Source organism: Ancylobacter sp. TS-1 (assembly GCF_009223885.1).
Lineage (GTDB): Bacteria > Pseudomonadota > Alphaproteobacteria > Rhizobiales > Xanthobacteraceae > Ancylobacter.
Genome location: NZ_CP045144.1, coordinates 3,584,840 through 3,607,707 on the forward strand (window position 1 = coordinate 3,584,840; position 22,868 = coordinate 3,607,707).

The 22,868-nt window shown below is 64.5% G+C and carries 28 protein-coding genes; 12 read left to right on the top strand and 16 right to left on the bottom strand.

The genetic code is table 11. The annotated features are described in order from the left end of the window. Position 1 precedes the first annotated feature (1 nt). From GBB76_RS16810 to GBB76_RS16865, 12 genes are all read right to left on the bottom strand, one after another. Positions 2-1,993, bottom strand: coding sequence for a conjugal transfer protein TraG (locus GBB76_RS16810; RefSeq protein WP_152304363.1), 1,992 nt, complete (start codon positions 1,991-1,993; stop codon positions 2-4). A gap of 21 nt (positions 1,994-2,014) precedes the next feature. Beyond that, a complete protein-coding gene (locus GBB76_RS16815) occupies positions 2,015-3,754 on the bottom strand; it encodes a VirD2 family relaxase/mobilization nuclease (RefSeq protein ID WP_152304364.1) in 1,740 nt (579 codons plus the stop codon). Between the two features lie 244 nt (positions 3,755-3,998). After that, positions 3,999-4,661, bottom strand: coding sequence for a lytic transglycosylase domain-containing protein (locus GBB76_RS16820; RefSeq protein WP_152304365.1), 663 nt, complete (start codon positions 4,659-4,661; stop codon positions 3,999-4,001). A gap of 1 nt (position 4,662) precedes the next feature. Beyond that, a complete protein-coding gene (locus tag GBB76_RS16825; RefSeq protein WP_152304366.1) occupies positions 4,663-5,208 on the bottom strand; it encodes a S26 family signal peptidase in 546 nt (181 codons plus the stop codon). Further along, on the bottom strand, positions 5,205-5,726 hold the full coding sequence (locus tag GBB76_RS16830) for a DUF2840 domain-containing protein (RefSeq protein WP_152304367.1): 522 nt from the start codon (positions 5,724-5,726) through the stop codon (positions 5,205-5,207). The genes GBB76_RS16825 and GBB76_RS16830 overlap by 4 nt, the downstream gene beginning before the upstream one ends. Further along, positions 5,723-5,974 (bottom strand): hypothetical protein, encoded by a 252-nt coding sequence (locus tag GBB76_RS16835; RefSeq protein ID WP_152304368.1) that lies wholly within the window; start codon positions 5,972-5,974, stop codon positions 5,723-5,725. The genes GBB76_RS16830 and GBB76_RS16835 overlap by 4 nt, the downstream gene beginning before the upstream one ends. After that, positions 5,971-6,624 carry a ParA family partition ATPase gene (parA, locus tag GBB76_RS16840; RefSeq protein ID WP_152304369.1) on the bottom strand — a complete coding sequence of 218 codons (654 nt, stop codon included), beginning with the start codon at positions 6,622-6,624 and terminating at the stop codon, positions 5,971-5,973. The genes GBB76_RS16835 and parA overlap by 4 nt, the downstream gene beginning before the upstream one ends. After that, entirely contained in the window at positions 6,621-7,730 is a 1,110-nt protein-coding gene (locus GBB76_RS16845) for a replication initiator protein A (RefSeq protein ID WP_152304370.1), read from the bottom strand. The genes parA and GBB76_RS16845 overlap by 4 nt, the downstream gene beginning before the upstream one ends. Positions 7,731-7,738: 8 nt before the next feature. After that, positions 7,739-8,020 carry an AlpA family transcriptional regulator gene (locus GBB76_RS16850; protein WP_152304371.1) on the bottom strand — a complete coding sequence of 94 codons (282 nt, stop codon included), beginning with the start codon at positions 8,018-8,020 and terminating at the stop codon, positions 7,739-7,741. 118 nt (positions 8,021-8,138) lie between these two features. Next, positions 8,139-8,471: a DUF2285 domain-containing protein gene (locus GBB76_RS16855; protein ID WP_152304940.1), complete on the bottom strand. Its 333-nt coding sequence runs from the start codon at positions 8,469-8,471 to the stop codon at positions 8,139-8,141. A gap of 232 nt (positions 8,472-8,703) precedes the next feature. Further along, positions 8,704-8,922: a transcriptional regulator domain-containing protein gene (locus GBB76_RS18895; RefSeq protein WP_152304372.1), complete on the bottom strand. Its 219-nt coding sequence runs from the start codon at positions 8,920-8,922 to the stop codon at positions 8,704-8,706. A 107-nt stretch (positions 8,923-9,029) separates the two neighbouring features. Beyond that, positions 9,030-9,290, bottom strand: a complete 261-nt coding sequence (locus tag GBB76_RS16865) for a DNA -binding domain-containing protein (RefSeq protein ID WP_152304373.1) — start codon at positions 9,288-9,290, stop codon at positions 9,030-9,032. Positions 9,291-9,612: 322 nt separating this feature from the next. On the opposite strand from GBB76_RS16865, the gene GBB76_RS16870 reads away from it, so the two are divergent. After that, a complete protein-coding gene (locus GBB76_RS16870) occupies positions 9,613-9,888 on the top strand; it encodes a helix-turn-helix domain-containing protein (protein ID WP_152304374.1) in 276 nt (91 codons plus the stop codon). Positions 9,889-9,911: 23 nt separating this feature from the next. On the opposite strand, the gene GBB76_RS16875 is transcribed toward GBB76_RS16870, so the two are convergent. Together GBB76_RS16875 and GBB76_RS16880 are read right to left on the bottom strand one after the other, a co-directional pair. Further along, positions 9,912-10,850 (bottom strand): LysR family transcriptional regulator, encoded by a 939-nt coding sequence (locus tag GBB76_RS16875; RefSeq protein WP_152304375.1) that lies wholly within the window; start codon positions 10,848-10,850, stop codon positions 9,912-9,914. Next, positions 10,847-11,674: a hypothetical protein gene (locus GBB76_RS16880; RefSeq protein WP_152304376.1), complete on the bottom strand. Its 828-nt coding sequence runs from the start codon at positions 11,672-11,674 to the stop codon at positions 10,847-10,849. The genes GBB76_RS16875 and GBB76_RS16880 overlap by 4 nt, the downstream gene beginning before the upstream one ends. Positions 11,675-11,883: 209 nt before the next feature. On the opposite strand from GBB76_RS16880, the gene GBB76_RS16885 reads away from it, so the two are divergent. From GBB76_RS16885 to GBB76_RS16925, 9 genes are all read left to right on the top strand, one after another. Further along, positions 11,884-12,567, top strand: coding sequence for a GntR family transcriptional regulator (locus GBB76_RS16885; protein WP_246668966.1), 684 nt, complete (start codon positions 11,884-11,886; stop codon positions 12,565-12,567). 8 nt (positions 12,568-12,575) lie between these two features. Then, on the top strand, positions 12,576-13,697 hold the full coding sequence (locus GBB76_RS16890) for an ABC transporter ATP-binding protein (protein ID WP_152304377.1): 1,122 nt from the start codon (positions 12,576-12,578) through the stop codon (positions 13,695-13,697). Positions 13,698-13,728: 31 nt separating this feature from the next. After that, positions 13,729-14,802 (top strand): ABC transporter substrate-binding protein, encoded by a 1,074-nt coding sequence (locus tag GBB76_RS16895; RefSeq protein WP_152304378.1) that lies wholly within the window; start codon positions 13,729-13,731, stop codon positions 14,800-14,802. Then, positions 14,799-15,971, top strand: coding sequence for an ABC transporter permease (locus GBB76_RS16900; RefSeq protein WP_152304379.1), 1,173 nt, complete (start codon positions 14,799-14,801; stop codon positions 15,969-15,971). The genes GBB76_RS16895 and GBB76_RS16900 overlap by 4 nt, the downstream gene beginning before the upstream one ends. Beyond that, a complete protein-coding gene (locus GBB76_RS16905) occupies positions 15,968-16,786 on the top strand; it encodes an ABC transporter permease (RefSeq protein ID WP_152304380.1) in 819 nt (272 codons plus the stop codon). The genes GBB76_RS16900 and GBB76_RS16905 overlap by 4 nt, the downstream gene beginning before the upstream one ends. Beyond that, positions 16,783-17,007, top strand: coding sequence for a hypothetical protein (locus GBB76_RS16910; protein ID WP_152304381.1), 225 nt, complete (start codon positions 16,783-16,785; stop codon positions 17,005-17,007). The genes GBB76_RS16905 and GBB76_RS16910 overlap by 4 nt, the downstream gene beginning before the upstream one ends. Continuing rightward, positions 17,004-18,446 carry an amidase gene (locus tag GBB76_RS16915; RefSeq protein ID WP_152304382.1) on the top strand — a complete coding sequence of 481 codons (1,443 nt, stop codon included), beginning with the start codon at positions 17,004-17,006 and terminating at the stop codon, positions 18,444-18,446. The genes GBB76_RS16910 and GBB76_RS16915 overlap by 4 nt, the downstream gene beginning before the upstream one ends. Before the next feature lie 112 nt (positions 18,447-18,558). Further along, positions 18,559-18,855 (top strand): type II toxin-antitoxin system HigB family toxin, encoded by a 297-nt coding sequence (locus tag GBB76_RS16920; RefSeq protein ID WP_152304383.1) that lies wholly within the window; start codon positions 18,559-18,561, stop codon positions 18,853-18,855. Next, positions 18,852-19,229 carry a type II toxin-antitoxin system HigA family antitoxin gene (locus tag GBB76_RS16925; RefSeq protein ID WP_202911123.1) on the top strand — a complete coding sequence of 126 codons (378 nt, stop codon included), beginning with the start codon at positions 18,852-18,854 and terminating at the stop codon, positions 19,227-19,229. The genes GBB76_RS16920 and GBB76_RS16925 overlap by 4 nt, the downstream gene beginning before the upstream one ends. A gap of 152 nt (positions 19,230-19,381) precedes the next feature. Here the strand turns inward: GBB76_RS16925 and GBB76_RS16930 are convergent, their stop codons facing one another. Together GBB76_RS16930 and GBB76_RS16935 are read right to left on the bottom strand one after the other, a co-directional pair. Beyond that, positions 19,382-20,089 (bottom strand): GntR family transcriptional regulator, encoded by a 708-nt coding sequence (locus tag GBB76_RS16930; protein WP_152304385.1) that lies wholly within the window; start codon positions 20,087-20,089, stop codon positions 19,382-19,384. A gap of 22 nt (positions 20,090-20,111) precedes the next feature. Beyond that, positions 20,112-21,263 (bottom strand): Xaa-Pro peptidase family protein, encoded by a 1,152-nt coding sequence (locus GBB76_RS16935; RefSeq protein ID WP_152304386.1) that lies wholly within the window; start codon positions 21,261-21,263, stop codon positions 20,112-20,114. A gap of 128 nt (positions 21,264-21,391) precedes the next feature. Here GBB76_RS16935 and GBB76_RS16940 point away from each other — a divergent pair, with 128 nt between their 5' ends. Both GBB76_RS16940 and GBB76_RS16945 read left to right on the top strand, forming a co-directional pair. Continuing rightward, entirely contained in the window at positions 21,392-22,129 is a 738-nt protein-coding gene (locus GBB76_RS16940; RefSeq protein WP_152304387.1) for an aspartate/glutamate racemase family protein, read from the top strand. Continuing rightward, positions 22,130-22,816 (top strand): GntR family transcriptional regulator, encoded by a 687-nt coding sequence (locus GBB76_RS16945; protein ID WP_152304388.1) that lies wholly within the window; start codon positions 22,130-22,132, stop codon positions 22,814-22,816. It abuts the gene before it with no gap. Positions 22,817-22,868 lie beyond the last annotated feature (52 nt).

Below are 22,868 nucleotides of genomic sequence, written 5' to 3' on the forward strand. Positions count from 1 at the left end.
ATCACAGCTCCATGCCGTCATTGGGATTGAGGCTGACCTGCCGCGCCACACCTTGCATCAGTCCGGTCATGCGGCGGTTCCGGGTGGCGACGTCCTCCATCTCGTCGTCGCGATCCCTGTCGAACTCGAACTCGTTCTCGATGAGCTGCATTTTCTCGACTGCCTTCACGCGGCTGAGCTCGGGCTGGTGCCGGTGCGCGGAGCCGGTCGGGTCTTCGTCTCGACCTTCGTCCGCGGTGCTCCCGCCAGTACCCTCATGGGGCCTGGGCACCGGCAGCGCGGTCCAGTCATCGGGCTGCACGGCTGCACCACTAGTGGGCGTTGGCGGCGGCAAAAGCCGGTCCCGAAACCGCGCGTCTTCGTAATAGCGGGCCTTCTTCGCCCGGATTGGCGGTGTACCCGCGACCATGACGATCTCGTCCGTGGGCGGCAGTTGCATGACCTCGCCGGGGGTGAGCAGCGGGCGGGCAGTTTCCGAGCGCGAGACCATGAGATGGCCCAGCCACGGCGAGAGCCGGTGGCCGGCATAGTTTTTCATCGCCTTCATCTCGGTGGCGGTGCCTAGCGCATCGGAGACGCGCTTGGCGGTGCGCTCGTCATTGGTCGCGAAGCTCACGCGGACATGGCAGTTGTCGAGGATCGAGTTGTTCGGCCCATAGGCCTTCTCGATCTGGTTCAGCGACTGGGCGATGAGGAAGGCTTTCAGGCCATAGCCGGCCATGAAGGCGAGCGCCGATTCAAAGAAGTCGAGCCGGCCGAGTGCGGGGAACTCGTCCAGCATGAGCAGCAGACGATGGCGTCCGGCCTTGGCCTGCAGGTCCTCGGTGAGGCGCCGGCCGATCTGGTTGAGCAGGAGGCGGATCAGCGGCTTGGTGCGATTGATGTCGGAGGGCGGCACCACGAGGTAGAGGGTCGACGGTCGCTTGCCGCCGACGATATCTGCGATGCGCCAGTCGCAACGCCGCGTCACCTCGGCGATCACCGGATCGCGGTAGAGGCCGAGAAAGGACATGGCGGTGGAGAGCACGCCCGAGCGCTCATTGTCGGATTTGTTCAGCAGTTCGCGGGCAGCGCTGGCAATGACGGGATGAGGACCCGTATCGCCGAGATGCGCGGTCTTCATCATGGCGTCGAGCGTGGTCTCGATCGGCCGCTTCGGATCGGAGAGGAAGGCGGCGACGCCGGCGAGCGTCTTGTCCTTCTCGGCATAGAGGACGTGGAGGATGGCGCCGACCAGCAGCGCGTGGCTGGTCTTCTCCCAGTGGTTTCGCTTTTCCAGCGAGCCTTCCGGATCGACGAGAATGTCGGCGATGTTCTGAACGTCACGCACTTCCCACTCGCCGCGGCGCACTTCCAGCAGCGGATTATAGGCGGCGGACTTGGCGTTGGTGGGGTCGAACAGCAGCACGCGGCCATGCCGGGCGCGGAAGCCGGCGGTGAGCTGCCAGTTCTCGCCCTTGATATCGTGGACGATGGCCGATCCCGGCCAGGTCAGCAGCGACGGTACGACCAGGCCCACGCCCTTGCCGGACCGCGTCGGCGCGAAGCACAGCACATGCTCGGGCCCGTCATGGCGCAGATAGTCCCGTTCATACCGGCCGAGGATGACGCCATCGGAACCGAGGAGGCCGGCGGCGTGGACTTCCTCCCTCTCGGCCCAACGCGCTGAACCATAGGTCTCGACCCTGGATGCCTCCCGCGCCCGCCAGACCGACAGGGCAATGGCGACGGCGATGGAAAGGAAGCCACCGGAGGCGGCGATCAGCGCGCCCTGGAAGAACACCTCCGGCGCATAGGCATCGAAAAAGTACCACCACCAGAAGAAGGCCGGCGGATAGTAGATCGGCAGCCCGAGAAGCGCGAACCACGGGGCGCCCAGCTGAGCCTGAAAGCCGAGGCTCCAGGCCACATATTGTGTGGCGCACCAGATCGCCGCCAGCACGATGAGCAGCACGGTGAGGATCTGCCCCCAGAGGATTTTCGTCGCCGACATGGTGATGATCCTTCTCTCGGGTCAGCGGCCAAGGCCGCGCTTGCGACCGAAGCTCCAGTCGACGCCCCCATCGTCACGGGCGACGCCGGAGACATGCTTGCCGAGCTGGCGCTCAAGAGATGGCGACCAGGGCACGAGCTGGAAGCCGAGGCCGTCATCGAGCATGGCGAAGCGGCCGGATGCGAGCACAAGGCGCTGGCGATAGGTCCCGGCGACATACTCCCCGCTGCCGGCATTGTTGAACGGCAGGCCGGTCTCGGCGGCGAGCTTCTCTCCCACGACCTCCAGTTCCCGGCGGCGGAGCGTGTCGATGAGATTGCGGGCGAAGACGATCCGCCGTCCCTGCCGTTCGGCCAGACCCTCGCGGATGAGATGCTCGGCGCGTCGGTCAAGTGCCTGATTCACGTCAGCGCCAAAGCCGCCGTCCGACAAAGCAACGGGGTCCCGCGCAATGGCCTGCCGGTCGAGCCAGGTGGCGCCGGTGGCCGTGACCTGATGAGCGAGGTCGAGATCAGAGCGCACGGCGAGCGCGACACGTCGCTTGCCATGCGCATCATCGAAGGTGCGCAGCTCGACGATAGAGCCCGGCGCACCATCGCCGGCGGCATCGAGATCGGGCAGCCGAATATGATGGGACCGCCCGTCCACGCCATCGACGATGGCATAGGCGGAGCCGTGGAGTTCATCATCAAGACCGCGGGCGACCAGCCGGCCGATCACCGGCACGTCGAGGCTTTCGGCGGCAAGGACGTAGCTTGCCGTGCCGCGCTCAATACCGCGTTCGGTCAGGCCGCGGTGCATCCGCTTGATGATGTCGCCACGCTCACCGAGCCCGCGCAGGGTAGATTCCGCCTCCGGCTCCACCACCCATTGGGCATTGCCGATCTCACTGGCGAGGCCGAGCGCCTCGAGTTTGCGGAGGCGTCCTACCTTCAGCGCATGGTGTTCGTCCGGCTGCCGGCCGGGAGCAGGCGCCATGTCGATGATGCCGCTCTCGCGGGTCTCGCGCACGAGCTGGCGGTCGAGCTCGGTCCAGCGCTCGGCCTCGATCTGGCGTTCCAAACTCCGGCGGATATCGAGTTCGGTGCGCGGGCCGAGTTCCTGGGTGATCAGGTCACGAGCGCGATCGCGCATGCCCTCCTTGATATAGTCGCGGGAGATCACGAGGTCCTGGCCATCGTCGCGGCGGCCGCGCACGATCAGATGCACATGGGGATGCTCGGTGTTCCAGTGATCGACGGCGACCCAGTCGAGACCGGTGCCGAGGTCCTTTTCCATCTGGCGAGCGAGGTCTCGGGTGAAGGCCCGCAGGTCCTCCATCTCCAGGGCATCGTCAGGCGAGATGATGAAGCGGAAATGGTGACGGTCCTCGCGGCAACGCTCGGTGAAGGCATCGACATTCACGCTGTCGCTCTCGGGACCAAACATCCGCGCCTTCTCCCCGTCTCGCGTCACGCCCTCGCGGCGAAGATAGGTAAGGTGCTGTCCGAGCGAACCCGCGCGGGTCGTGTGTCGGACGACGCGCGCCTTCACCACGGCGCCACGTGAGCGTGGCGTGATCCGGCGACTGGCCTGAAGGCTGGCGACCTGCCCGCTGCCGAAACGCGAGCGGTGGCCGGTGGCGATCTTGGCCGAACGGGAAACCCCGCCGCCGGCCTTCCGGGCCGCGGCGAGCGCCTGGGCGACGAAGGGGCGGGCCTGCTGGGCGCGGGTCGAGCGGATGCGGCCGGGACGGACGCGGAACTCGCGGTCATCGCTCATGGCGAAACCTCGCAATGTGTAGAAAATTGTTGATTTTCAGCCATTTGCAGGGCGCGTGAAACGTGTGGCTTGGCTCCGAAAGGTGCCGAAGCCCCGTGCAAACGCAGGCAGAACCAACATCCCGACCGTCGCGCAATGTGCGCCCTTTTATCCTGCCCTCCTGCGGTCGTGGTTCCTGTGCTGGGCCTCCTTCCTCGCCACAGAACGCCAGAGCCCGACAGGATGCGAAAGCGGATCCTCGTGCTCATGGCGTTCTCCGCGATGGCAAAGGTGCAACGAAAAGCGCGCCCGATCGCGGCGCTAGGTGGGCCGCATCGGCTGGATTGCTGCGCGCGGGCGGCGCGGCGAATAGCGGCGCCTCGCGCCAGCTTTGCGCCATTGGCCGCACTAATTCGGTGGCGCCGGCTGCAGACTCTTTGTAGAGGATGGGCGCTAGAGCCACGACGTAAGTGCGCGTCTCCGGCGGCAACGGCGTGCCGGAAAGCGACGCCGCATAGCGCGCCGGCCCGGCATTGTGGGCCGCGAGCATGGCGCGGATGCTGCCATAGCGGTCATGGAGCTGGCGCAGATAGGCCGCGCCGGCGAGGATGTTATCACGCGGGTCGAAGGGATCGGCGCCGAGACTGTGATGGACGCGAAGCTCGTCCCAGGTCGCGGGCGTGATCTGCATCAGCCCCATGGCACCGGCAGGCGAGATGGCGCGCGGATCGCCGCCGCTCTCGGCTTGCATGACCGCACGGATCCAGCTGGCCGGAAGCTCGAAGCGCTGCGCAGCTTCGTCGATAAAGGCAGCGTAGGATGTGACGGAATACGCCACGGTCGGCGACATGGTCTGCGCGGCGGCAGAGCCAATCGACGCGCCGCCGATCAGCAGTCCGGATGCGAGAAAGAGCGCAGCGCGATGCATGTCAGCGCACCGCAGCGCGCCAGATGAAATCGCCGTCGCCGGCTTCATCTGTGAGCAGTGGCATCGCCCGGCCGATGACGGCCGTAGCGGGGGTGGGGCCGAAGTAGCGCCCGTCGAGGCTGTCACCGACGTCCGGGTTCATCAGGAACAGTTCGCCAGCCGCGATACGCCGGCAGCCCCGCCAGACCGGCAGATCGCGCCCCATGCGGTCGCGCGGCAGCGCTTCGCCCAGCGGTACGCCATCAACGGTGACGGCGTCATCGAAGCGGCAAACCTCTTGTGCAGGCAGCCCCATCACGCGCTTCAACAGCGGCGTGCCTTCGCCGATATAGCCACGTGCGATGAGGAACGCGGCGAGCGGCGGCGGTGGCATCACCGCGACCAGATCGGTGATCTCGAGATGATCCGCCGGCTCGACCGAGTAGAGCCCGACAGGAATGCTCGCCGAGACATTCCAGATCAGCTTGAGTGGCGTCGGCAGCGTGGCGGCGTAGGCCACGCCGACGGTGGCGACCGTCGTCAGCAGCACATAGGCGGCACGGTTCATTGCCCGCACTCCCACCGCTTCAGCCACGCCTGATGGCGCTCTATCGTGTAGGCGCGCGGCTCGAAGCCGACGCTCATGCGGTGGGCGACGTGACCCCAGTGATCAGGGGCGGCGGTCGCCGGATCGATGCCGATCGCCTCGATCGCGTCGATGTGCTGAAGGATTTTCTCGACCTTCGGCCAGCCATCCACCCGCAGCAGGATCTCGCCGCCGGGACGCACGAAGGGCAGTGTCTGGTAGCTCTCGCCCGGCGCCACGCAGCGCACGATATCGAGGCGGGAGGCCACGGTGCCGAAGTCGTTCGACGCCCACCGGACAAAGGCGAAGATGCAGCCGGGAGGGAAGGACAGGATGCGCCGTCGGCGATCCAGAAGCTGCTTATGCGCGGGGTGGCCGAAGCGGATCCAGTTCTCGATGCGCTTCTCGATATGGGTCAGCTCGACATGGGTCAGGGCATCGGACGGGGGACTGGACGCGGAAGCCGTGCTTGCGGCACGGGGCGGAAACGCCACTCTCATGGCTGATCTCCTGATGTGGGAGGGAATTCACGCGCGAGGAGGTCGCGCAGCATCTCGGCGACGGTGACGCCGCGCCGGAAGGCGGCGACCTTGATCCGCCCGCGCAGGTCAGGCGTGACATCGATGGTGAGGCGCGCGGTGAACGCGGCGCCCGGGCGGCGTTCGGCGGAGACATCTGCCGCCTTGATCCAGTGCTCGGGATCAGCAGGCCGGGAGGCAAAATCGCGGCGGGTCGGGCGTTCACTCATCGCGACGACCTCCCGAGGTCGAGACCATTGATCTCGGCGCTCAGGGCGGAGATCTCACGCGTAGCCGGCCCAGCATCGTCGCGCTCGAAGACGAGACGCCCGGACTGCGCCGCCGCCGCAAAGGCGATGCGTTGGCCGATGGTGCTGGCGAGCACCGGAGGATCGTGATCGGCCAGCGTCCGCGCAGTCTCGCGGGCGAGAACGGTGCGCGCGCCGCAGCGGTTCAGGATGAAGCGGACCAACATCTCCGGGCGGTAGATCCGCGCCTCGCGGATCAGCGCCAGCATCTCGGCCGACGCCCAGCCGTCAAAGGGCGAGGGCTGCACAGGGATCAGCACCAGATCGGCGGCGAGCAGCGCCGAGCGCATCAGCCCGGCGACTCGGGGTGGTCCATCAATGACGATGTGATCCGCGTCACGCGCGAGCTCTGGCGCCTCTCGGTGCAGCGTGTCGCGGGCGAGCCCGACGACACCGAACAGTCGTGACAATCCCTCGCGGCTGCGTTGCTGCGACCAGTCGAGGCTGGAGCCCTGCGGATCAGCGTCGATCAGCGTGATCCGCTGTCCCTGCCGGGCCCATTGCCCAGCGAGATGCAGCGCCAGGGTGGTCTTGCCGACCCCGCCTTTCTGATTGAGGAGCGCGACAATCATCGATGCCCCCTCGATAGAGGGGGCGTCTGCGAGGACCTATCAGGCGGCGCTTTTCCAGGCCACGTTTCCCCCTGCCGGTGCTGATCTGCCGCGCTCGCAAAAGCGCTCGCGCGCCTCTTAAAGTTAGATTCTGGGTTAGACTCTAAGTTAAGGGTGCGATTTCCTGATTTAGGACAGGGGGTTAAGACCTGTTTGGGTTCCTGATAGCACGAGGCGCCGGTTCCCGATGGCACGATAGTTCGGGTTCCCGATAGCACGAGGCTATCCACAGGTTGTCCACAGGGCGCGGCGGGCTCGAAGGCCAGCAGCAGCCGGCCACTGACCTCGACCTCAACGAACAGCATGTAGCCGGGAAGAGGCTGGCGCCGGATCAGATCCCTGAGCTCGAAGGCGAAGCGCTTGAACGGCGACAGGCTGCCCGACTTCTGGTGCAGGTGCCGGAAATCGAACCGCCACCCATCCTGTTGCCGCCCGCCATGCTTGCGCACCAGCCGGTAGAGCCAGCGCTCCAGTCCGCCCGTCAGCCCGAAATAGGTGCGGTCGATGGTGAGCACGAGCGCGTCATCGAGCACGGCGCGGTAGAACCAGTCCGGCAGGATGAGGTCGACGCCATCGGGGCGGCCATTGCGGTCAGTGCGCTCCTGCCATTCATTGATCCAGGAGAAGCGGTGCCGGCGCCCCACCGCTGGCTGGCGGATGGTGGTCGAGACCGTCGTGGACTGGAGGCGGTCGAGCGCGGCCTTGAGACGCTGATAATCGCGCAGCGAGGTGCCGCGCCCCACAAAGGTGAGGATCTCATAGGGTGTCGCCGCCATCAGGCGCGAGGTGCGCAGCCCCGCGTCGCGCGCCTCGACGATTTGGCTCGCCGCCCAGATGAGAATGTCGGCGTCCCAGATGGTCGCCATTCCGTGGTCGGGCACGGCCTCGACCCGGATGACGATACTGCCGGTTCGGAAATCGATCGGCGCGACGCGCGGCGTCTTGGAGAGGGAGAAGAAAGGATAGGCCATGAGATCCTGCGCATCGCGTAGTGCGAAGTCCCCCGGCAGGGCGCGGAACAGATCGAGCTGCCCGCGCTCCGAGAGGCTGTGATGCCGCGCCGCCATGGGGGCATTCAGCGCGCGGCGCGGCCGGCGAACGAACCTGTCGCAAGCGCGTGGCGCTTGGCCGGCAGGACGGTGCCGCGCGGATCGGAGGTCGAGGTGACCGCGCCGCGTTCGGTCCAGGCTTGCAGGTCGTCGATGGAATAGACGACGCGCCCGCCGAGCTTTCGATAGGCGGGACCGGTGCCATAGGTGCGGTGCTTCTCAAGTGTGCGGGGCGACAGGCTGAGAAACGCGGCGGCTTCCTTGGTGCGCAGGTAGCGCGGCGGGAGGGTGGCGAGATCGGGTCGCATGAAGCGGGCCTCCGTGGGCGTGGCGGGAACCGCCGGAGTGTGGCGGCGGACGGTGACCACGGTGGCGGAGGGAGAATGTCGGGAGGGATGGGGAAGATTGAGACCTAACTTCCCCACCCTAGCGCGGCGAGGTCTGGCGGCGGCGCCGATGCAGCAGCTTGCGGTAATCGCCCTCGACCATGCGGCGCGCGTCCTCAACGAGGGCGATGACTGTGTCGCGAAGGGAGGAGGTTTTCCAGGGGCCTGCCGCGACACGATCGGCACCGAACAGGCCGGCGGCGATCTCACGATAGGTCGCGCCCGCGCGCCGAGCGTCCCCCGCCTGAAGCATATGGCGCAGGCGCCGGCGCTGCTGGAGCGTGATCCTCCGATCCGGCGGCATGGACGTAGTCCGCATATGGACTGACAGCCGCATCAGAGCTTCGATCCGATCAGGTAGGCGTGCGTCCATCAGCACGAGAGCACACAGGGATGGATCGAGGCGATGGCCCTTAGGCAGTAGGACGGTGATCGCGTCGCGACCCGCGCCGACGATCACACAACCTGATGCATGCTGGTGATCGTCCGTGCCCTGAGGCGTATCACCAGCGGTCGGGAGGGCACAGGTAGTGTCGCACGGCGCGACAAGCGCGATCAGGCCGGGGTCGGTTTCCAGGTCCCAGATAACGGCAGCGTCGCGCGAATCACGTGTGGGGTCGATCGGGAAATCGCAGACCCCAGCGGGCTCGCATGAGCGCCGCGAGGGTCTCCTCCTCCTCGGCTCCGGCGGCCGCACGGAGTATGGCAAAGTCTTGCCGATACGCCTCGTTGCGCCGAAGCCATTCCCAGGCGAGCTGTGAGGGCGAGAGAGCATCTACGAAGGCGTAGGCCTCTGATGACTGCCAGGCCGATTGCAGGACCATCCGGGTCCCTCTCGAGCGTGCCGCGATACGCCGGACGATCTCGTCTGAAGGGAGCTTCCGGAAGAAACGTCAACGACATGGCCTGATGCCCAGCCGGCATCACCCGATCACGTGTCGGGCCGACGCAGGAGTTGCTGATATCCCTCTGTCGACATCCAGCGCGCCCGGGCCAGATGGGCCGTGTGGACATGCCGGGCGTGTTCCGGGGCCGTGAGCGGGTCCAGGCCGAATAGCAGCGCGACAACTTCCTTCCAGTCGGCGCCCGCCGCTTCCGCATCGAGCAGCCGCAGATAGAGCACGGCATGACTACGATCATAGTCCGTGACGGTCGGCGCATCGGGCGGCGCGTCGAGGAAGGCTCGGGTCATGGTGAGCGTCGCTCTTCATCGTGAGGAGCGAGAGACTAGGCCGAACATGTGGTGGGGGGCAGGTTGTGGGGCGGCATCGCGTGATGAGGGCGCGGCATCGCAGGAGCTTACCGAGATGCGTACGGCCGCACCTGATCCGCGGCCGGTTAGACGGGTAGCACCCTGTTCTACTCTCAGAACAATCGAAGCCGCCGGCGTCGAGTTCATCCCCGAGAATGGCGGCGGGGCTGGCGTTCGCTTCAGTACGCCGGCGCAAAGGAGATTAATCGCTACATATTATAGTTGATAAACTTGATCGTCGGAATCCGCGACCGCTTGCGCCATGGACATGCGCAAGCTGGTTGGCCGCAATCTCGCGCGCCTGCGTCAGGCTCAGAAGCTGACTCAGGAGGAGCTTGCCGTGCGTTCGGGGTTCAGCCAGCAATATCTGTCCGACGTTGAGCGCGGCCTCAAGAATCCGACGATCATCACACTTTACGAGATCGCGCTGGCCCTGAGCGTGAGCCATGTGGCGCTTGTCGAGCCGGACGGCATGGCGAACGAGATGGCGCCAGAGCCCAAGCGAAGGCGCGCCGCAGGCGCGAGCCGGATCAAGTGACACGACAACCGAATGTCTTGAGATCACGTCCGGACGGCGCACCGGTGGCTCGGGTATTTCCTGAGTTCGCGCGCGACGGACAAAAACCGCGTCAGAGCCGGGTTGGGATTCGAGCGTGACCAGACGGCACCAAGCGGCAATCCCTGTCCTGTGAGAGGACGGCAGGTGACCGGTGCATGAGATGACACGAAAACGGTCGTCAGCGTCAGGCCCTGTCCAAGCGCGACCAGTTGCAGGAGGCTTGTCTCCCGGGCGAGCGGCTCAACCGAGAAACAAACAGTAGGCACGTGGGCCAGGAGGTTTCGGAAAACGGGCAGGGCCGGGTCGCCCGCCATGAAAATGAAATGTCGCCCGGCCAGTTCGTCGAGGTCAATCGCGGGCGACGCGGCGAGAACATCCCGCTCGGCCATGACGATGAGCACAGGCTCGTCCCACAGATCGAGTTCGGCCTCGCCCTTCAGCGCTGGTACCCCGGCTTGAATTACGACATCAAGTTCATGCCGCCGAGCCGCCTGACATTGCGACGCCGGATCTGTGTCGACGAGTTCGACACGGATGTGCGGACAGACCTGTAGGAAGCGATGAAGCAACTGCGTGAGGCGGGCGCCCGGAGTGATCGGGGGTAGGCCGATGCGAAGTACGCCATCCTGCGCGGTTCCAGCGCGCTCCACCGCCAGTGCGGCCTGCGATGCCTGTGCCAGAATCTCCCGCGCGGGTCCGAGCAGACGACGTCCCGCGAAAGTCGGCCGCACGCCGGCATGGGACCGGGCAAAAAGGGTGGCCCCCATGGCATCCTCAATGTCACGAATACGCCGGCTCAGCGTCGATTGCTGTACCCCCAGCCGGTCCGCTGCTCGTCGGAAGCTGCCCTCTTCCGCCGCGGCTAGAATGAACCGCCAATGTTTCAGCAGGAAGGGATCCAGGCGCTGCGCAATGGCGGGAATATCCCGCTGTGCCTTCATGCGTCGTCCTCGCGAGGCGTCGACAGGTGGAAGGCGGCGTAGATATAGCCGGTCGTACGCTCCAGCCGATCATCCATGCCTTGCTCGGCCATCAAGGCGAGGATGGAGGCGCGCTCCTGCGCGGTCGAGAACCGACGCTGGCGTTGTCGAAGGTGTGGGCACTCGGTGGTGACGAGACCGAACCCCGCCAGCATCGAGGCAATGTCCCCATAGCCAAAGGGATGCATCGCGAAGCTCGCCACCCAAGGGCGGGACGCGGCGGTCACCTCGTAGACCCGTTTGAATGTTCGGACGGTCGCATAGCCGACGCAGCCCGTGCTGATGATCAGATCCGCGTCACGGAGAGCTTCACGGTCCGTTGGGGTGAGTTCCTCGGTCTCCAGATTGGCTGTCACGGCTGCTCCAATCAGGCCGACGTCATGGGCGTAGCGCAACGCCTGGCGGCTGGGATCCAGCCCCACGATCTCAAGGTCCTCCCGCAGCTTCTGGCGCGTGAAGAAGGCCTCGTGATCCTCAAGGCTTTGCGACGCCAGCGGCCCATCCGCCAGGGTATAGGCGGCGTAGAGATCGTCCAACGTGAGCGGAGCGCGCAGCAGGGCCGCGTTGAGCCCGTAGGATGCACCGATATCCACGATCTTGAGAGGTCGATGCGGCCGCTGGTGGCGGAGGCGCGTAATGATGGTCTCGAACACCGGTTTGGCACGGTCGCAGATCATGTAGTCGAGAGCGAGATGGGCCAGGTAATAGGCCTGCGGCCAAGGCTGGTCATAGGTCGGCGAGAAATCGTGCTTGGCCGCCCGCACCCCCGATTCAGATCCTCTCATCGACATTATCCGTCTTCGCATTCCCGCGCGTGATAGCGAGGAATTTTCGCGGCGGGAGCTGTCGATAGCAAATTACTTTCGGGAATGTACCAGACATTTCAAAAACTTACTTAAACCAACGCAAACCAGTATACCGGTTATCGAATCCGGAACGCTGTCGTTGACGATACATATTTTAAGATGTACCAATTGGGCAACAGGAGGCCGCCATGACAGTGACTGTTGAGAGCCGACCCACGCCGAGGGAGCGGTTTTCCGCGATCCACCGCGCTTTGCGCGACCGCATCTGTCTTCTGATTTACCCGCCCGGGACGGCACTCAGCGAAGCCGAACTCGCGCGCGAATTCGGTGTCAGCCGCACCCCCATGCGGCGGGTGATGCAGGCGCTGGAGAATGAAGGGCTGATCGAGACCACACCCAATGTCGGCTCGATGGTAACGTCGGTGGAACTCAAATCCCTGCGCGATGCCTATGCGCTGCGCATGAAGCTTGCCGAACTGCTCGGCGACCTCAACCCAGCGTCCATGCTCGACGCCATTGCCGCGACGCTCCGCGAGCTTCTGGCCGAATGCCAACCGCTGAGCGGTCAGGTCGATGTGCGCGCCTTGGCCCAGATCAGCCACCGGCTTCAGGACGAGATCCTGCATCTTTCCGGCAATGCCGAATACCGGCAGGTTTCCGAGGTTCTCTACTACAAGACGATCCGCGCCTATCTCGAGATCCTTCCTGAACTCAACTGGGCAGCTGAGGTCGCGGCACAAGCAGACGAGATCACGGAGATTCTGGCCTCGCTCGCCGCCGGCGATATCCGCGCGGTGGGCTTCATCCGGCGCAACCACATTGCCCGCACCCTCAACCGCATCACCAGCTTCATGCTGGGTGATCACGATTGAGGGTGCCCATGCTGATGAAGGTCACGAGCGCGCTGGCGCCATCAGGCAACGGGACCCAGGCGGAAGCTCTGGTGCTGCGCTGCGTCGACAAGAGCTATGATGGCGTCACCAAGGTGGTGGACGCGCTTGATCTCGACGTTCACCCGGGCGAGTTCCTGACTATTCTCGGTCCCTCAGGCTCCGGCAAGACCAGCCTACTGATGATGCTCGCCGGCTTCGAGCCGCCGAGCGCCGGGACAATCGAGATTGGCGGGCGCGACGTGTCCAGGCTGCCACCCTATAAGCGTAATATCGGCATGGTGTTCCAGCATTATGCGCTGTTCCCGCACCTGACCGTCGGCGAGAACCTGGCCTATCCACTCCAGGCTCGCGGCTGGCGCAAATCCGAGATCACCGAGCGTGTCGCCTGGGCGCTGCAGCTCATCCGCCTGGATGGCATGCGGGATCGGCGCCCGGCGCAGCTGTCCGGCGGGCAGCAGCAGCGCATCGCCGTGGCTCGGGCGCTGATCTACAAGCCGCAGCTCGTGCTGATGGACGAGCCGCTCGGCGCGCTCGACAAGCAACTGCGCGAACAGATGCAGGACGAGATCCTTCGACTACATCGCGAGCTGCGGCCGACCATCGTCTATGTCACCCACGACCAGAGCGAAGCTCTGTCGCTCTCGGACCGCGTCGCGGTGTTCGAGACGGGGCGGGTTGCCCAGATCGGAACGCCCTCTGAGCTCTATGAGGCACCGCGCACCGCCTTCGTGGCCGGTTTCATTGGCGAAAACAACCGCATCACCGGCATGGTGATCGCCGCCAATACCGAGTTCTGCCATGTCCGCTGCGCCGATGGCGCGGTCCTTGAAGCGCGGAACATCGCCGACGCGCGCATCGGCGACCGCGTGAACCTCGCGGTCCGGCCCGAGCGTCTTCGACCGGCCCAGACTGGGGAGGGATCATCGGTCGAGGTGGAGGTCGCCGACATCACCTATCTCGGGGAGGTTTCCCGCTTGCGCTGCCGGATGCGCGACGGCACCGAGATCATCTGGAAACTGCCCAATTGCGGCCAGAGCGCGCGCCCTGAGCGCGGCGCGACCATCGCTCTCGGCTTCTGCCGAGAGGACGCCCGGGCCTTCGCCGCCTGAGCGCACCCTTCCCATCTTAAGGAGGTTCACCATGGTTATCGCGTGCCCGCAAGTGTCGTCCGCTGCCGTTCTCTGCCTTCTGATTGCTTCTGGCCCCGCGAGCGCGGCGGACGCTCTGACCGTCGCTTCCTTCGGCGGTCAATACACGGCAAGCCAGAGCAAGTCGCAGTACGATCCGTTCACCGCCAGAACCGGCGTGACGATCAAGTCGGTCGATTACAATGGGGGACTTGCCGAGCTCACCGCCCAGGTCCGTTCGGGCACGGTGAACTGGGACATCGTTGATGTCGAGTTGCAGGATCTTGATCGTGGTTGCGCCGACGGACTGTTCGAGAAGGTCGATCCGGCGCAACTGCCGGCAGGCTCCGATGGGGTTCCGGCCATCAAGGACTTCGTTGCCGGGTCCCTGCATGAGTGTGGTGTCGGTACGGTCATCTGGTCCAATGTGCTGGCCTTCAGCGATCCGGCCTTTCCCAGTGCCAAGCCCAGCCGGATCGAGGACTTCTTCGATCTGGAGAGGTTTCCGGGCCGGCGGGGGCTGCCGAAGCGTCCTCACGCCATACTTGAATGGGCGTTGATGGCCGATGGCGTGACGCCCTCCGAGGTCTATCGTGTCCTCGCAACGCCAGAAGGTCTCGACCGTGCCTTCGCCAAGCTGGACACGATCAAGGATCACGCCGTCTTCTGGGAGACCGGGGCGCAGATGATCCAGCTTCTCGCCGATGGAGAGGTCGCGCTGTCCGCCGCCTATAATGGCCGGGTGCAATCGGCGATCTCGGACGACGCCAAGCCGCTGAAGATCATCTGGGATCGGCAGATCTGGAACGCGGATTACTATGCCGTTGTCGCCGGCACCCAAGCCAAGAACACCGCATCTGATTTCGTACGCTTTGCCACTGGAACCGGTCCGCTGGCCGAGCAGACCAAATACATCGCCTATGGTCCTGTGCGTCGATCCTCCCAGCCGCTGATCGCGCCGGCGATCGCCGCCACGCTTCCAACGGCACCGGCTAATTTCAACAACGCCCTGGCCTTCGACGCCGCCTGGTGGACCGCTCATGGCGACGCGATCAATGAACGATATGCGGCGTGGCTGGTCCAATGAACGCGGTCTCGCCCTCCCGCGCCGGCTGGGCGCTCGTGCTTCCCCTGGTCGCCTTCATCGTGATCGCCTTCCTGGCGCCCATCGCGACCATGCTCGTGCGCAGCGTCCATGACCCGGAAATCGCCGATCTCATGCCGCGTACGCGACAGGCCCTCGCTCAATGGGACGGAGCCGGTGTTCGGCAGGTGGCCTTTGACGCAGTCTCGGCGGATTTGCGGGAGGCGAGCGCGACCAACCAGATCGGTCGGCTCGCCCAGCGTCTCAACCGCGAGCGGAATGGGCTTCGTGTGCTGATCGACGTTACCGTTCGACATCTGGAGCGGGAGCCTGACGCCGAGCTTTCGCGGATCGATCCAGGCTGGAGCGATCCCGCCCTCTGGCAGATTCTGGCGCGCGTCACCTCGCCCTGGACGGGACAACATCTGCTCAATGCACTGGATCTGACCGTAACGCCTGATGGAGCAATGGTTCGGCAGGAGGAAGCGCGGCGACTTTATGTCGATCTCTTCCTGCGCACAGCCTGGGTTGCTGCTCTTGTAACACTCATCTGTGCGCTGCTCGGCTATCCCTATGCCTATGCCATGGCGGCGGCGGGCCCCTCACTACGTGCGCTGCTGCTCTTCCTGGTGCTGCTGCCGTTCTGGACCTCATTGCTGGTGCGCGCCACGGCCTGGATCGTGCTGCTGCAACGGCGCGGCGTCATCAATGAAGGGCTCCTCGCGACGGGCCTCATTGGCGAGACCGGCCGTCTGGACCTGATCTACAACATGACGGGGACCATCATCGTCATGGTTCACGTGCTGCTGCCCTTCTTTGTGCTTCCGCTCTATTCGGTGATGGCGGGACTGCCGACGTCCTATGTGCGCGCCTCAGCAAGCCTGGGAGCGCATCCAATGCGGACCTTCGCACGCGTCTATCTTCCGCTGACCTATCCCGGTGTCGCCGCCGGCGGTCTGCTCGTCTTCATTCTGTCGCTTGGCTATTACGTCACCCCGGCCCTGGTGGGAGGACGAACCGGCCAGCTCATCAGCAATCAGATCGCTTTCCACATGCAGAGGAGCCTGAACTGGGGCTTGGCGGCCGCTCTTGGGACGTTACTCCTGCTTGCGGTTCTGCTCCTCGCTTTGACGCTGCCGCGCCTCGCCGAACGCGGAGGGCTGCGCGCATGAACCGGCTCGCCCGTTTTGCGTTCTATCTTCTCTGCGGCCTGATCGCGGCCTTCCTTGTCCTGCCGCTCCTCGTGATCGTGCCGCTGTCCTTCAATCCGGAGCCGTATTTCTCCTTCACGCCGGCCATGCTCCAGCTTGATCCTGCTGGGTGGTCGCTGCGCTGGTACCGGGAAATTGCGGAAAGCGCGCAGTGGCGGCTGGCGCTGTGCAACAGCCTGGGCATCGCGGCCGTCGTCACACCGCTGGCAACCCTTTTCGGCACGATGGCGGCGCTTGGATTGCGGCGGCTACCGACACGACCGCGCAAGATGTTGGCTGTCATGATCGCGTCGCCGCTGGTGGTGCCGGTCATCCTGTTCGCCACGGGGGTCTATTTCTTCCTGGCGCCGCTGGGGCTCACTCAGTCCTTCACCGGCATCATCCTGGCCCATACCGCACTGGCGGCGCCTTATGTGGTGGTGACGGTCGGCAGCACGCTCACCACCTTTGACGAGCGCCTGCTGCGAGCCGCATCCATTCTGGGCTCGCCGCCCTTATCCGCCTTTTTCAAGGTGACCTTGCCGCTGATCGCGCCCGGTATCGCCTCAGGCGCCCTGTTCGCCTTTGTCACGTCCTTCGATGAAGCCGTCATCGCCCTGTTCCTGGCTGGCTATGACCAGCGCACTATTCCGTTGCAGATGTGGTCGGGTGTGCGGGACCAGTTGAGTCCCGCGGTGCTCGCCGCAGCCACGCTCATGGTGTTCCTCGTCACCATCGTCATGCTCACAGCGATGCTGATCTCTCGCTCGGCGCGATCGGCAGGAGCACGCAGATGAGCCGTCAGGACTGGCCCGACGCCGATTTCCTTGCCAACGTCGCCGCGCGGCTTGCCGGGCGTGATTGGCCCGTAGCGACGTTGGCGCCGCTGGTACACGGGGCGGGGCATGGCCTCGTCAGTGGCCTGGGCGATCTGCTGGCGGGCTTGCGGAGGCTCGCTGATCACGATCTCGCCGACATCGGACCGGCAATCCCCCCTTTCCAGGAAACAGGCCAATGAGCGACCTCACGCGTCTGTCCTTGCGCAAGCTCCGGCGGCTGATGGTCTCCGGGGAGGTTCGGCCGGAAGAGGTGACCGTGGCGTTTCTGGCGCGAGCCGAAGCCCGCAATAGCCGCGATCTCAGCTATGTCTCGATCGGAGCGGAGGAGGCTCTGGCGTGCGCTAGCCGGGTGGAAGAGGCTGGCGCATCGGGGCGCCTCGCCGGCATCCCCTTCTCCTGCAAGGATGTGTTCGACACAGTAACGTTGCCGACCACGGCCGGTTCGCGCGCCATGCATGATTACCGGCCGGTCAGAGACGCGCAGGCGCTTGAACGCCTCAAGGCGTCTGGCGCCATCCTTTTGGGAAAGAACAATCTGCACGAGTTCTGCTATGGCATCACCGGCGCCAACCCTATCTTCGGCACACCGGCAAATCCGCATCATCCAGGCCGCCTGGCGGGCGGATCCTCCAGCGGCTCCGCCGTTGCGGTCGCCAACCGGACGGCAATGTTCGCGCTCGGCACCGATACGGGCGGCTCGGTGCGCGTTCCCGCCAGCCTGTGTGGTCTTGTCGGCTTAAAGCCGACCCGCGGACAGATCAGTCTGAAGGGTGTGGTACCGTTCTGCTGGTCGCTGGATCATGCCGGGATTCTTGCCCGAAGCTGCGGGGACGCGGCCGAGGTGTTCCTCACCATTCGCGAGGCGGGTGAGGCCGTCTCGGTAGCGAACGCCGATCATTCCGAGCGTGGCAACTCGCTGCATGGCCTGCGCATCGGCGTACCCAGAGGAGCCTATCTTGAGGATACGACGTCCGACATTGCCCTGCGCGTGCATCAGCTGATCACGGAATGCCGCCGGCTCGGGGCCCATATAATCGACGTGGTGATGCCAGACGCTACCCATGTGCGTACGGCCTCGCTGGCCGTCCAGCTCGTCGAGGCTTTTGCCTGGCACCGGACAAATCTCCAGCGCCGGTTCGATCTGTATGGCGAGGATGTGCGTGAGGGGCTGCTTCAGGGCCAGTTCATCCTGGCCGAGCATTATGTGCAGGCGCTCCGGCTGTTCGCCGCGAAGAAGGCCGAGATAAGTGAGCGGCTCAAGGATATCGATGTGCTGATGACGCCGACGACGCCGATCGTCGCGCCGGCTCTGGATCAGAAGCAGGTGACGCTAGCGGGCGTTGCGGTGCCTGTCGGCAATGCACTGTCTCACTTCACCTGTCTCTTCAACTTGACCGGTCACCCCGCGCTATCCGTTCCCATCGGTCGGGACGGTGATGGCCTGCCGATCGGGGTGCAACTGATCGGAGCGCACTATCGGGATATGAAACTCCTGGCGACCGGCGCCGCGCTGGAGCGGGTCGGTCTGGCCGGCTGGATCGAGCCCAAAGATGAGATGGATGACGGTCCCGGCATGCCGCCTCCGCTGTCGGAACGGCGGGAGCTCTATGCGCATTAGCTATACGGCCGCTACGGATACGGTCCAACTCCGAGTGGTGCCCCTGTTGAGATGGATTTCCCGATCTGGGAAATTATCGTGTTCCCGATTCGGGAATTCGCTATAAGCTCCTATGCAGATCATCGCTCGCCGGACTCTCGAGCTTTTCTGGGAACGCTATCCGCAAGCTGAGACGCCACTCGTGCTCTGGCATGCCCGCGTGGCGAAGGCCGCGTGGGCAGGCCCTCAGGACGTGAAAGCGACCTTCGGGACTATCGTGGATTTCGTAGGGGACAGCCGCCTGATCTTTGATGTCGGTGGTGACAAGTTCCGACTCATCGTCCACGTCGCCTATCCATTCCGTCGGGTGTTGATCAAGTTCGTGGGCACTCACGCTGAATATGACGCCATAGATCCGGAGACCGTTTGATGGACATTCGACCGATCAAGACCGACGGGGACTATGAGTGGGCGCTGGCCGAGGTAACGCGCTATTTCGAGCGGCAGCCTGAGCCGGATTCAATGGAAGGAGACCGCTTCGACGTGCTCTCGGACCTCATCGCGGCCTATGAGGAGCGGCACTTCCCGCTGCCGGATGCCGACCCCGTAGAGGCGCTGCGTGCTTTCCTTGAAGCGACCGGGCGAACGCAGCAGGATCTTGCCGCACTGCTCGGCTCCGCACCGCGCGCATCGGAAGTCCTGCGCCGCAAGCGAGCCCTGACCGTCGATATGATCGGCAAGTTGAGCAAGGAGTGGGGTATGCCGGCGGATATCCTGGTGCGGCCGTACAGGCTGGCGGCGTAAGATGTCCCCAGGTAAAATTTACTGCGGGGGATGGTGCGGGTACGATCAAGCTCGATTGCGAAGGCGGACGATCAGTGGGGACATTGAGATCCACAGTGACCGCCTTTCCGGGCATGACGTGATCGAGGTGATGTCCTTCCCGATCACACGCGTTAGTCCTGCATCAAGGACGTCGCGAGCGCGCGCATGACCAGATCCGGCAGCGCCGCCTCAAGAACGCTGAAATGATCATTCAGAGCGATCACAGCCGCCCCCATTTTTCCGTCGACCAGCGCGGCGGCGAGGGCGGTGAGTGAGGCATGCAGCGGCACGGTCAGATCGGATGATCGATAGGCACAGCGGCGAACATGATGGGTCCGCTCGCAGAGATCGATCACGTTGCGCTCAATGACATCGCTACCCGTCCATCGGCTCATGCCGATGAAGAGGGCTTCGGTCCGGCAGGCCAGCGCAATGGCCGTCCTTGGATCGCACGGCGTCAAGGGAGGAGGCCCCAGACCGGGCAAGGTTCGCAATGATGCCGGACGAGCCACTATTTCGAGGCTGTGTCGGAGGAGAAGTTGCAGGAGGTCATGGATTTCCTGCATCTCGCGCAGGCGCAGTTCGCGAGCGAAGAAACCTCGCGCGGGAACAGCGGCAATATGGCCTTCGGCATGCAGGCGGATCAGCGCCTCGCGCACGGGCGTATTACTGACCTTCAGCTGATCCGACAGTTCGACGACGGCCAGATGCTGCCCAGGACGGAACCTGTAGAGCAGCGCCCGTGTCTTCAGGGCGCGGTAGACCTGATGCCGCCGGTCCCCGCCGAGACATCCTGATGGCCGCGATCCCGGGTGAAAGCGGTCCCCGTCACGTTTCATCCTCGCGTCTACGGCCCCTTCCTCAAAGAACTTTCAGGTCGCGGGGATAGGGCGTGAGATAGTCGAAACCGTCCTCGGTCACGACGATGGAGTCGCCGATGCGTCCGCCGCCCTTGCCGGGCACGGTAATGCCGCCGTCGACGGCAAAGGTCATGCCGGCCCGTAGCTCGCGTGTCTCGCCGCGCTTGAGTTCCGGCGCCTCCAGCAGCGACATGCCGACCGAGCGGCCGGTGCGATAGCCCGGAGAAAAGCCGGCCGCCGCATAGGCCTCTTCCGCAGCGGCGTTGACTGCCTCGCAGCGTATGCCGGGGCGGATCGCGGCCAGCGCGGCGCGCTGGGCAGCCAAGGAGGCCTCCTGGATGCGCGCCTGTTCGTCAGTCACAGTTTGCACGAAGAACTGGCGGTCGAAGCCGAGCTTGTAGTTGCGGAAACTCACCATACCGCAGAAGCACAGATAGACAGGATCGCCGGACTTCAGCCGGCGCACGCCGGCGCGCCTATGGACCATGCAGGTGTCCGTGCCTGACTGCAGGATCTGCAGATTGTGGATCAGTGGCGAGACATAACGGTCCTGCGGATCGCGCAGCAGGGAAGCGGCCCGGCGCGTGCCGGCCTGCATGGCGGCGAGCGCGATCTCATATTCGGGCACACCGGGACCGATCGCGTCCGCAGCTGCATCCATCATGGCGATGGCAACTTCGCCGGCCTGGCGCATGATGGCGACTTCGTCCAGAGACTTGATCATGCGCTGCTCGGCGATCAGCGGCGCAATATCCGTCAGGATGCGCGCGGGAAGTTGCTCGCGGATCTCGGCGGCGATCACATTCGGCAGCCGGGCCGCTTCGATCCCGATCTGCGTGGCCGTTGCGGGGCTGCCCAACAGGCCAATGAGCAGGTCCCGCCATTCCCGGCCGCCGTCGGTCCAGGGTCGGATGTCCCCGACCCAGCTCATGGCGGCGCACATGTCCGATTCCATCAGCGGAGTGAGGATCACCGGAGCCTGACCGGGACGCATGATCATTAGTGTCGGCCGCCCGAATTCCATGCCGAGATAATTCCAGTAGCCGCCGTAATAGGCGATCGAGTCCGGATCACTAAGCAGGGCCAGTCCGAGGCCGGCGCTCTCGAGAGACCGGGCGAGAAGATGCGTGCGCATCTCAAAGGGGCTTGTCATTTGCCGACCTGTATGCAGCTATGGTGTGTCTCACGATAGAGAGGCGTGAATTACGTTGTCAATACAAGAATGTTGACTGTTCTGGCTGGGACTTCTTCCATAGCTGCATACATCAAGGGAGCAAGGTCGTGCGTGAGATCAAGAGCGATGCGGGTCGCCATCACCGGGCAAAGATCGGGTTCGTGCTGTTGGCGATGGAACAGACCATCGAGGACGACATGTTCACGCTCCGGCCAAAGGGGGTGGGCATTCACTTCACGCGCGCATCCATGGCGAACCGGGTCAGCGTCGATACACTGGCGGCCATGGCCTCGGGCATTGGCGATGCCGCCAGCCTGCTCCTGCCGGAGGAGCCGCTCGATGTCGTCTGTTATGCCTGCACCTCGGGCAGCGTCGTCATCGGAGAGGATCAGGTGTTTGCTGAACTGAACCGGGGCAAGCCCACCGCCAGGGCAACTTCGTTGATCACCGCGGTTATGCGTGCACTGAAGGCACTGAAGGTGAGCCGCATTGCCATTGCCACGCCCTATCTTGCCGAGGTCGATGCCATCGAGCGCAGCTACATGGCGGCGCGCGGCTTCGAGATCGTTCACATGCAGGGATTGGGCATCGAGAAGGATGCCGATATGGTGAGGGTGACGCCGGAAGCCATTCTGGATTTTGCGCTGAGCGTCGATCGCAGCGACGCCGAGGCGCTTTTCATTAGCTGTGGCGCTTTACGCTCTCTCGACATTATCGAGGAACTCGAGCGCCGGCTCGGCAAACCGGTCGTGACCAGCAATCAGGCGATGATGTGGGACTGCCTGCGTCTTGCCGGGATCGCGGACCAGCGGGATGATTATGGCATTCTGCTTCGGGAGCATTGAGTGAGCGAAAGCGCGACGAGCGAAAACTCAAGGACACGAGCCCCGCGCGGCCAGGTGACGGACATCTACCGCGCCTTGCGCGACCGGATCTGTCTGTTGCGCTACCCGCCCGGCATGCTGCTTGGCGAGCACGAACTCGCCGAAGAGTTCACGGTCAGTCGCACGCCGGTGCGCCAGGCGCTGCAGCGGCTGGAATATGATGGTCTCACCGAGACCCGCAACGGCGTAGGAACCATGGTGACGGGCGTCGACCCGAACGCGTTCCGCGATATTTATGCGTTTCGGCTACGCCTGAGCGAAATGATGGGCGAGTTCCCTGCGGAAGAAGAGGTGCCTCACGCCCTCTCCACGATCCTGGCGCTTCAGGACCGACTGGGAGCCCTGAAAGGCCAACGGGACATGGAGGCGTTCTGGCAGCTGAATCACGAGCTCCATCACACCACCAACCGGCTGATCGCGAATCTCGCTTTGCGTGAGACTCATGAGCGCTATTACTTCCAAGCCTCACGCATTTGGTACAGTGTGATCGAAGCCTTCTTCGAAGAGCAACTCGCCGATCTCGCCAGTGAACTCAACGAAATCGTGGGTGCGCTTCGGGCCGGCGACATAAGGGCGGTCGGCTATATCCAGCGCAACCACATCGCCTTTGGCCTCCATCGTGTCGCGAGCGCTCACACCGCCGTTTGACGCTGCCAGCTCTGGCCGTACGGATCACGTCCCATGCGGCCAGATGTGTTTA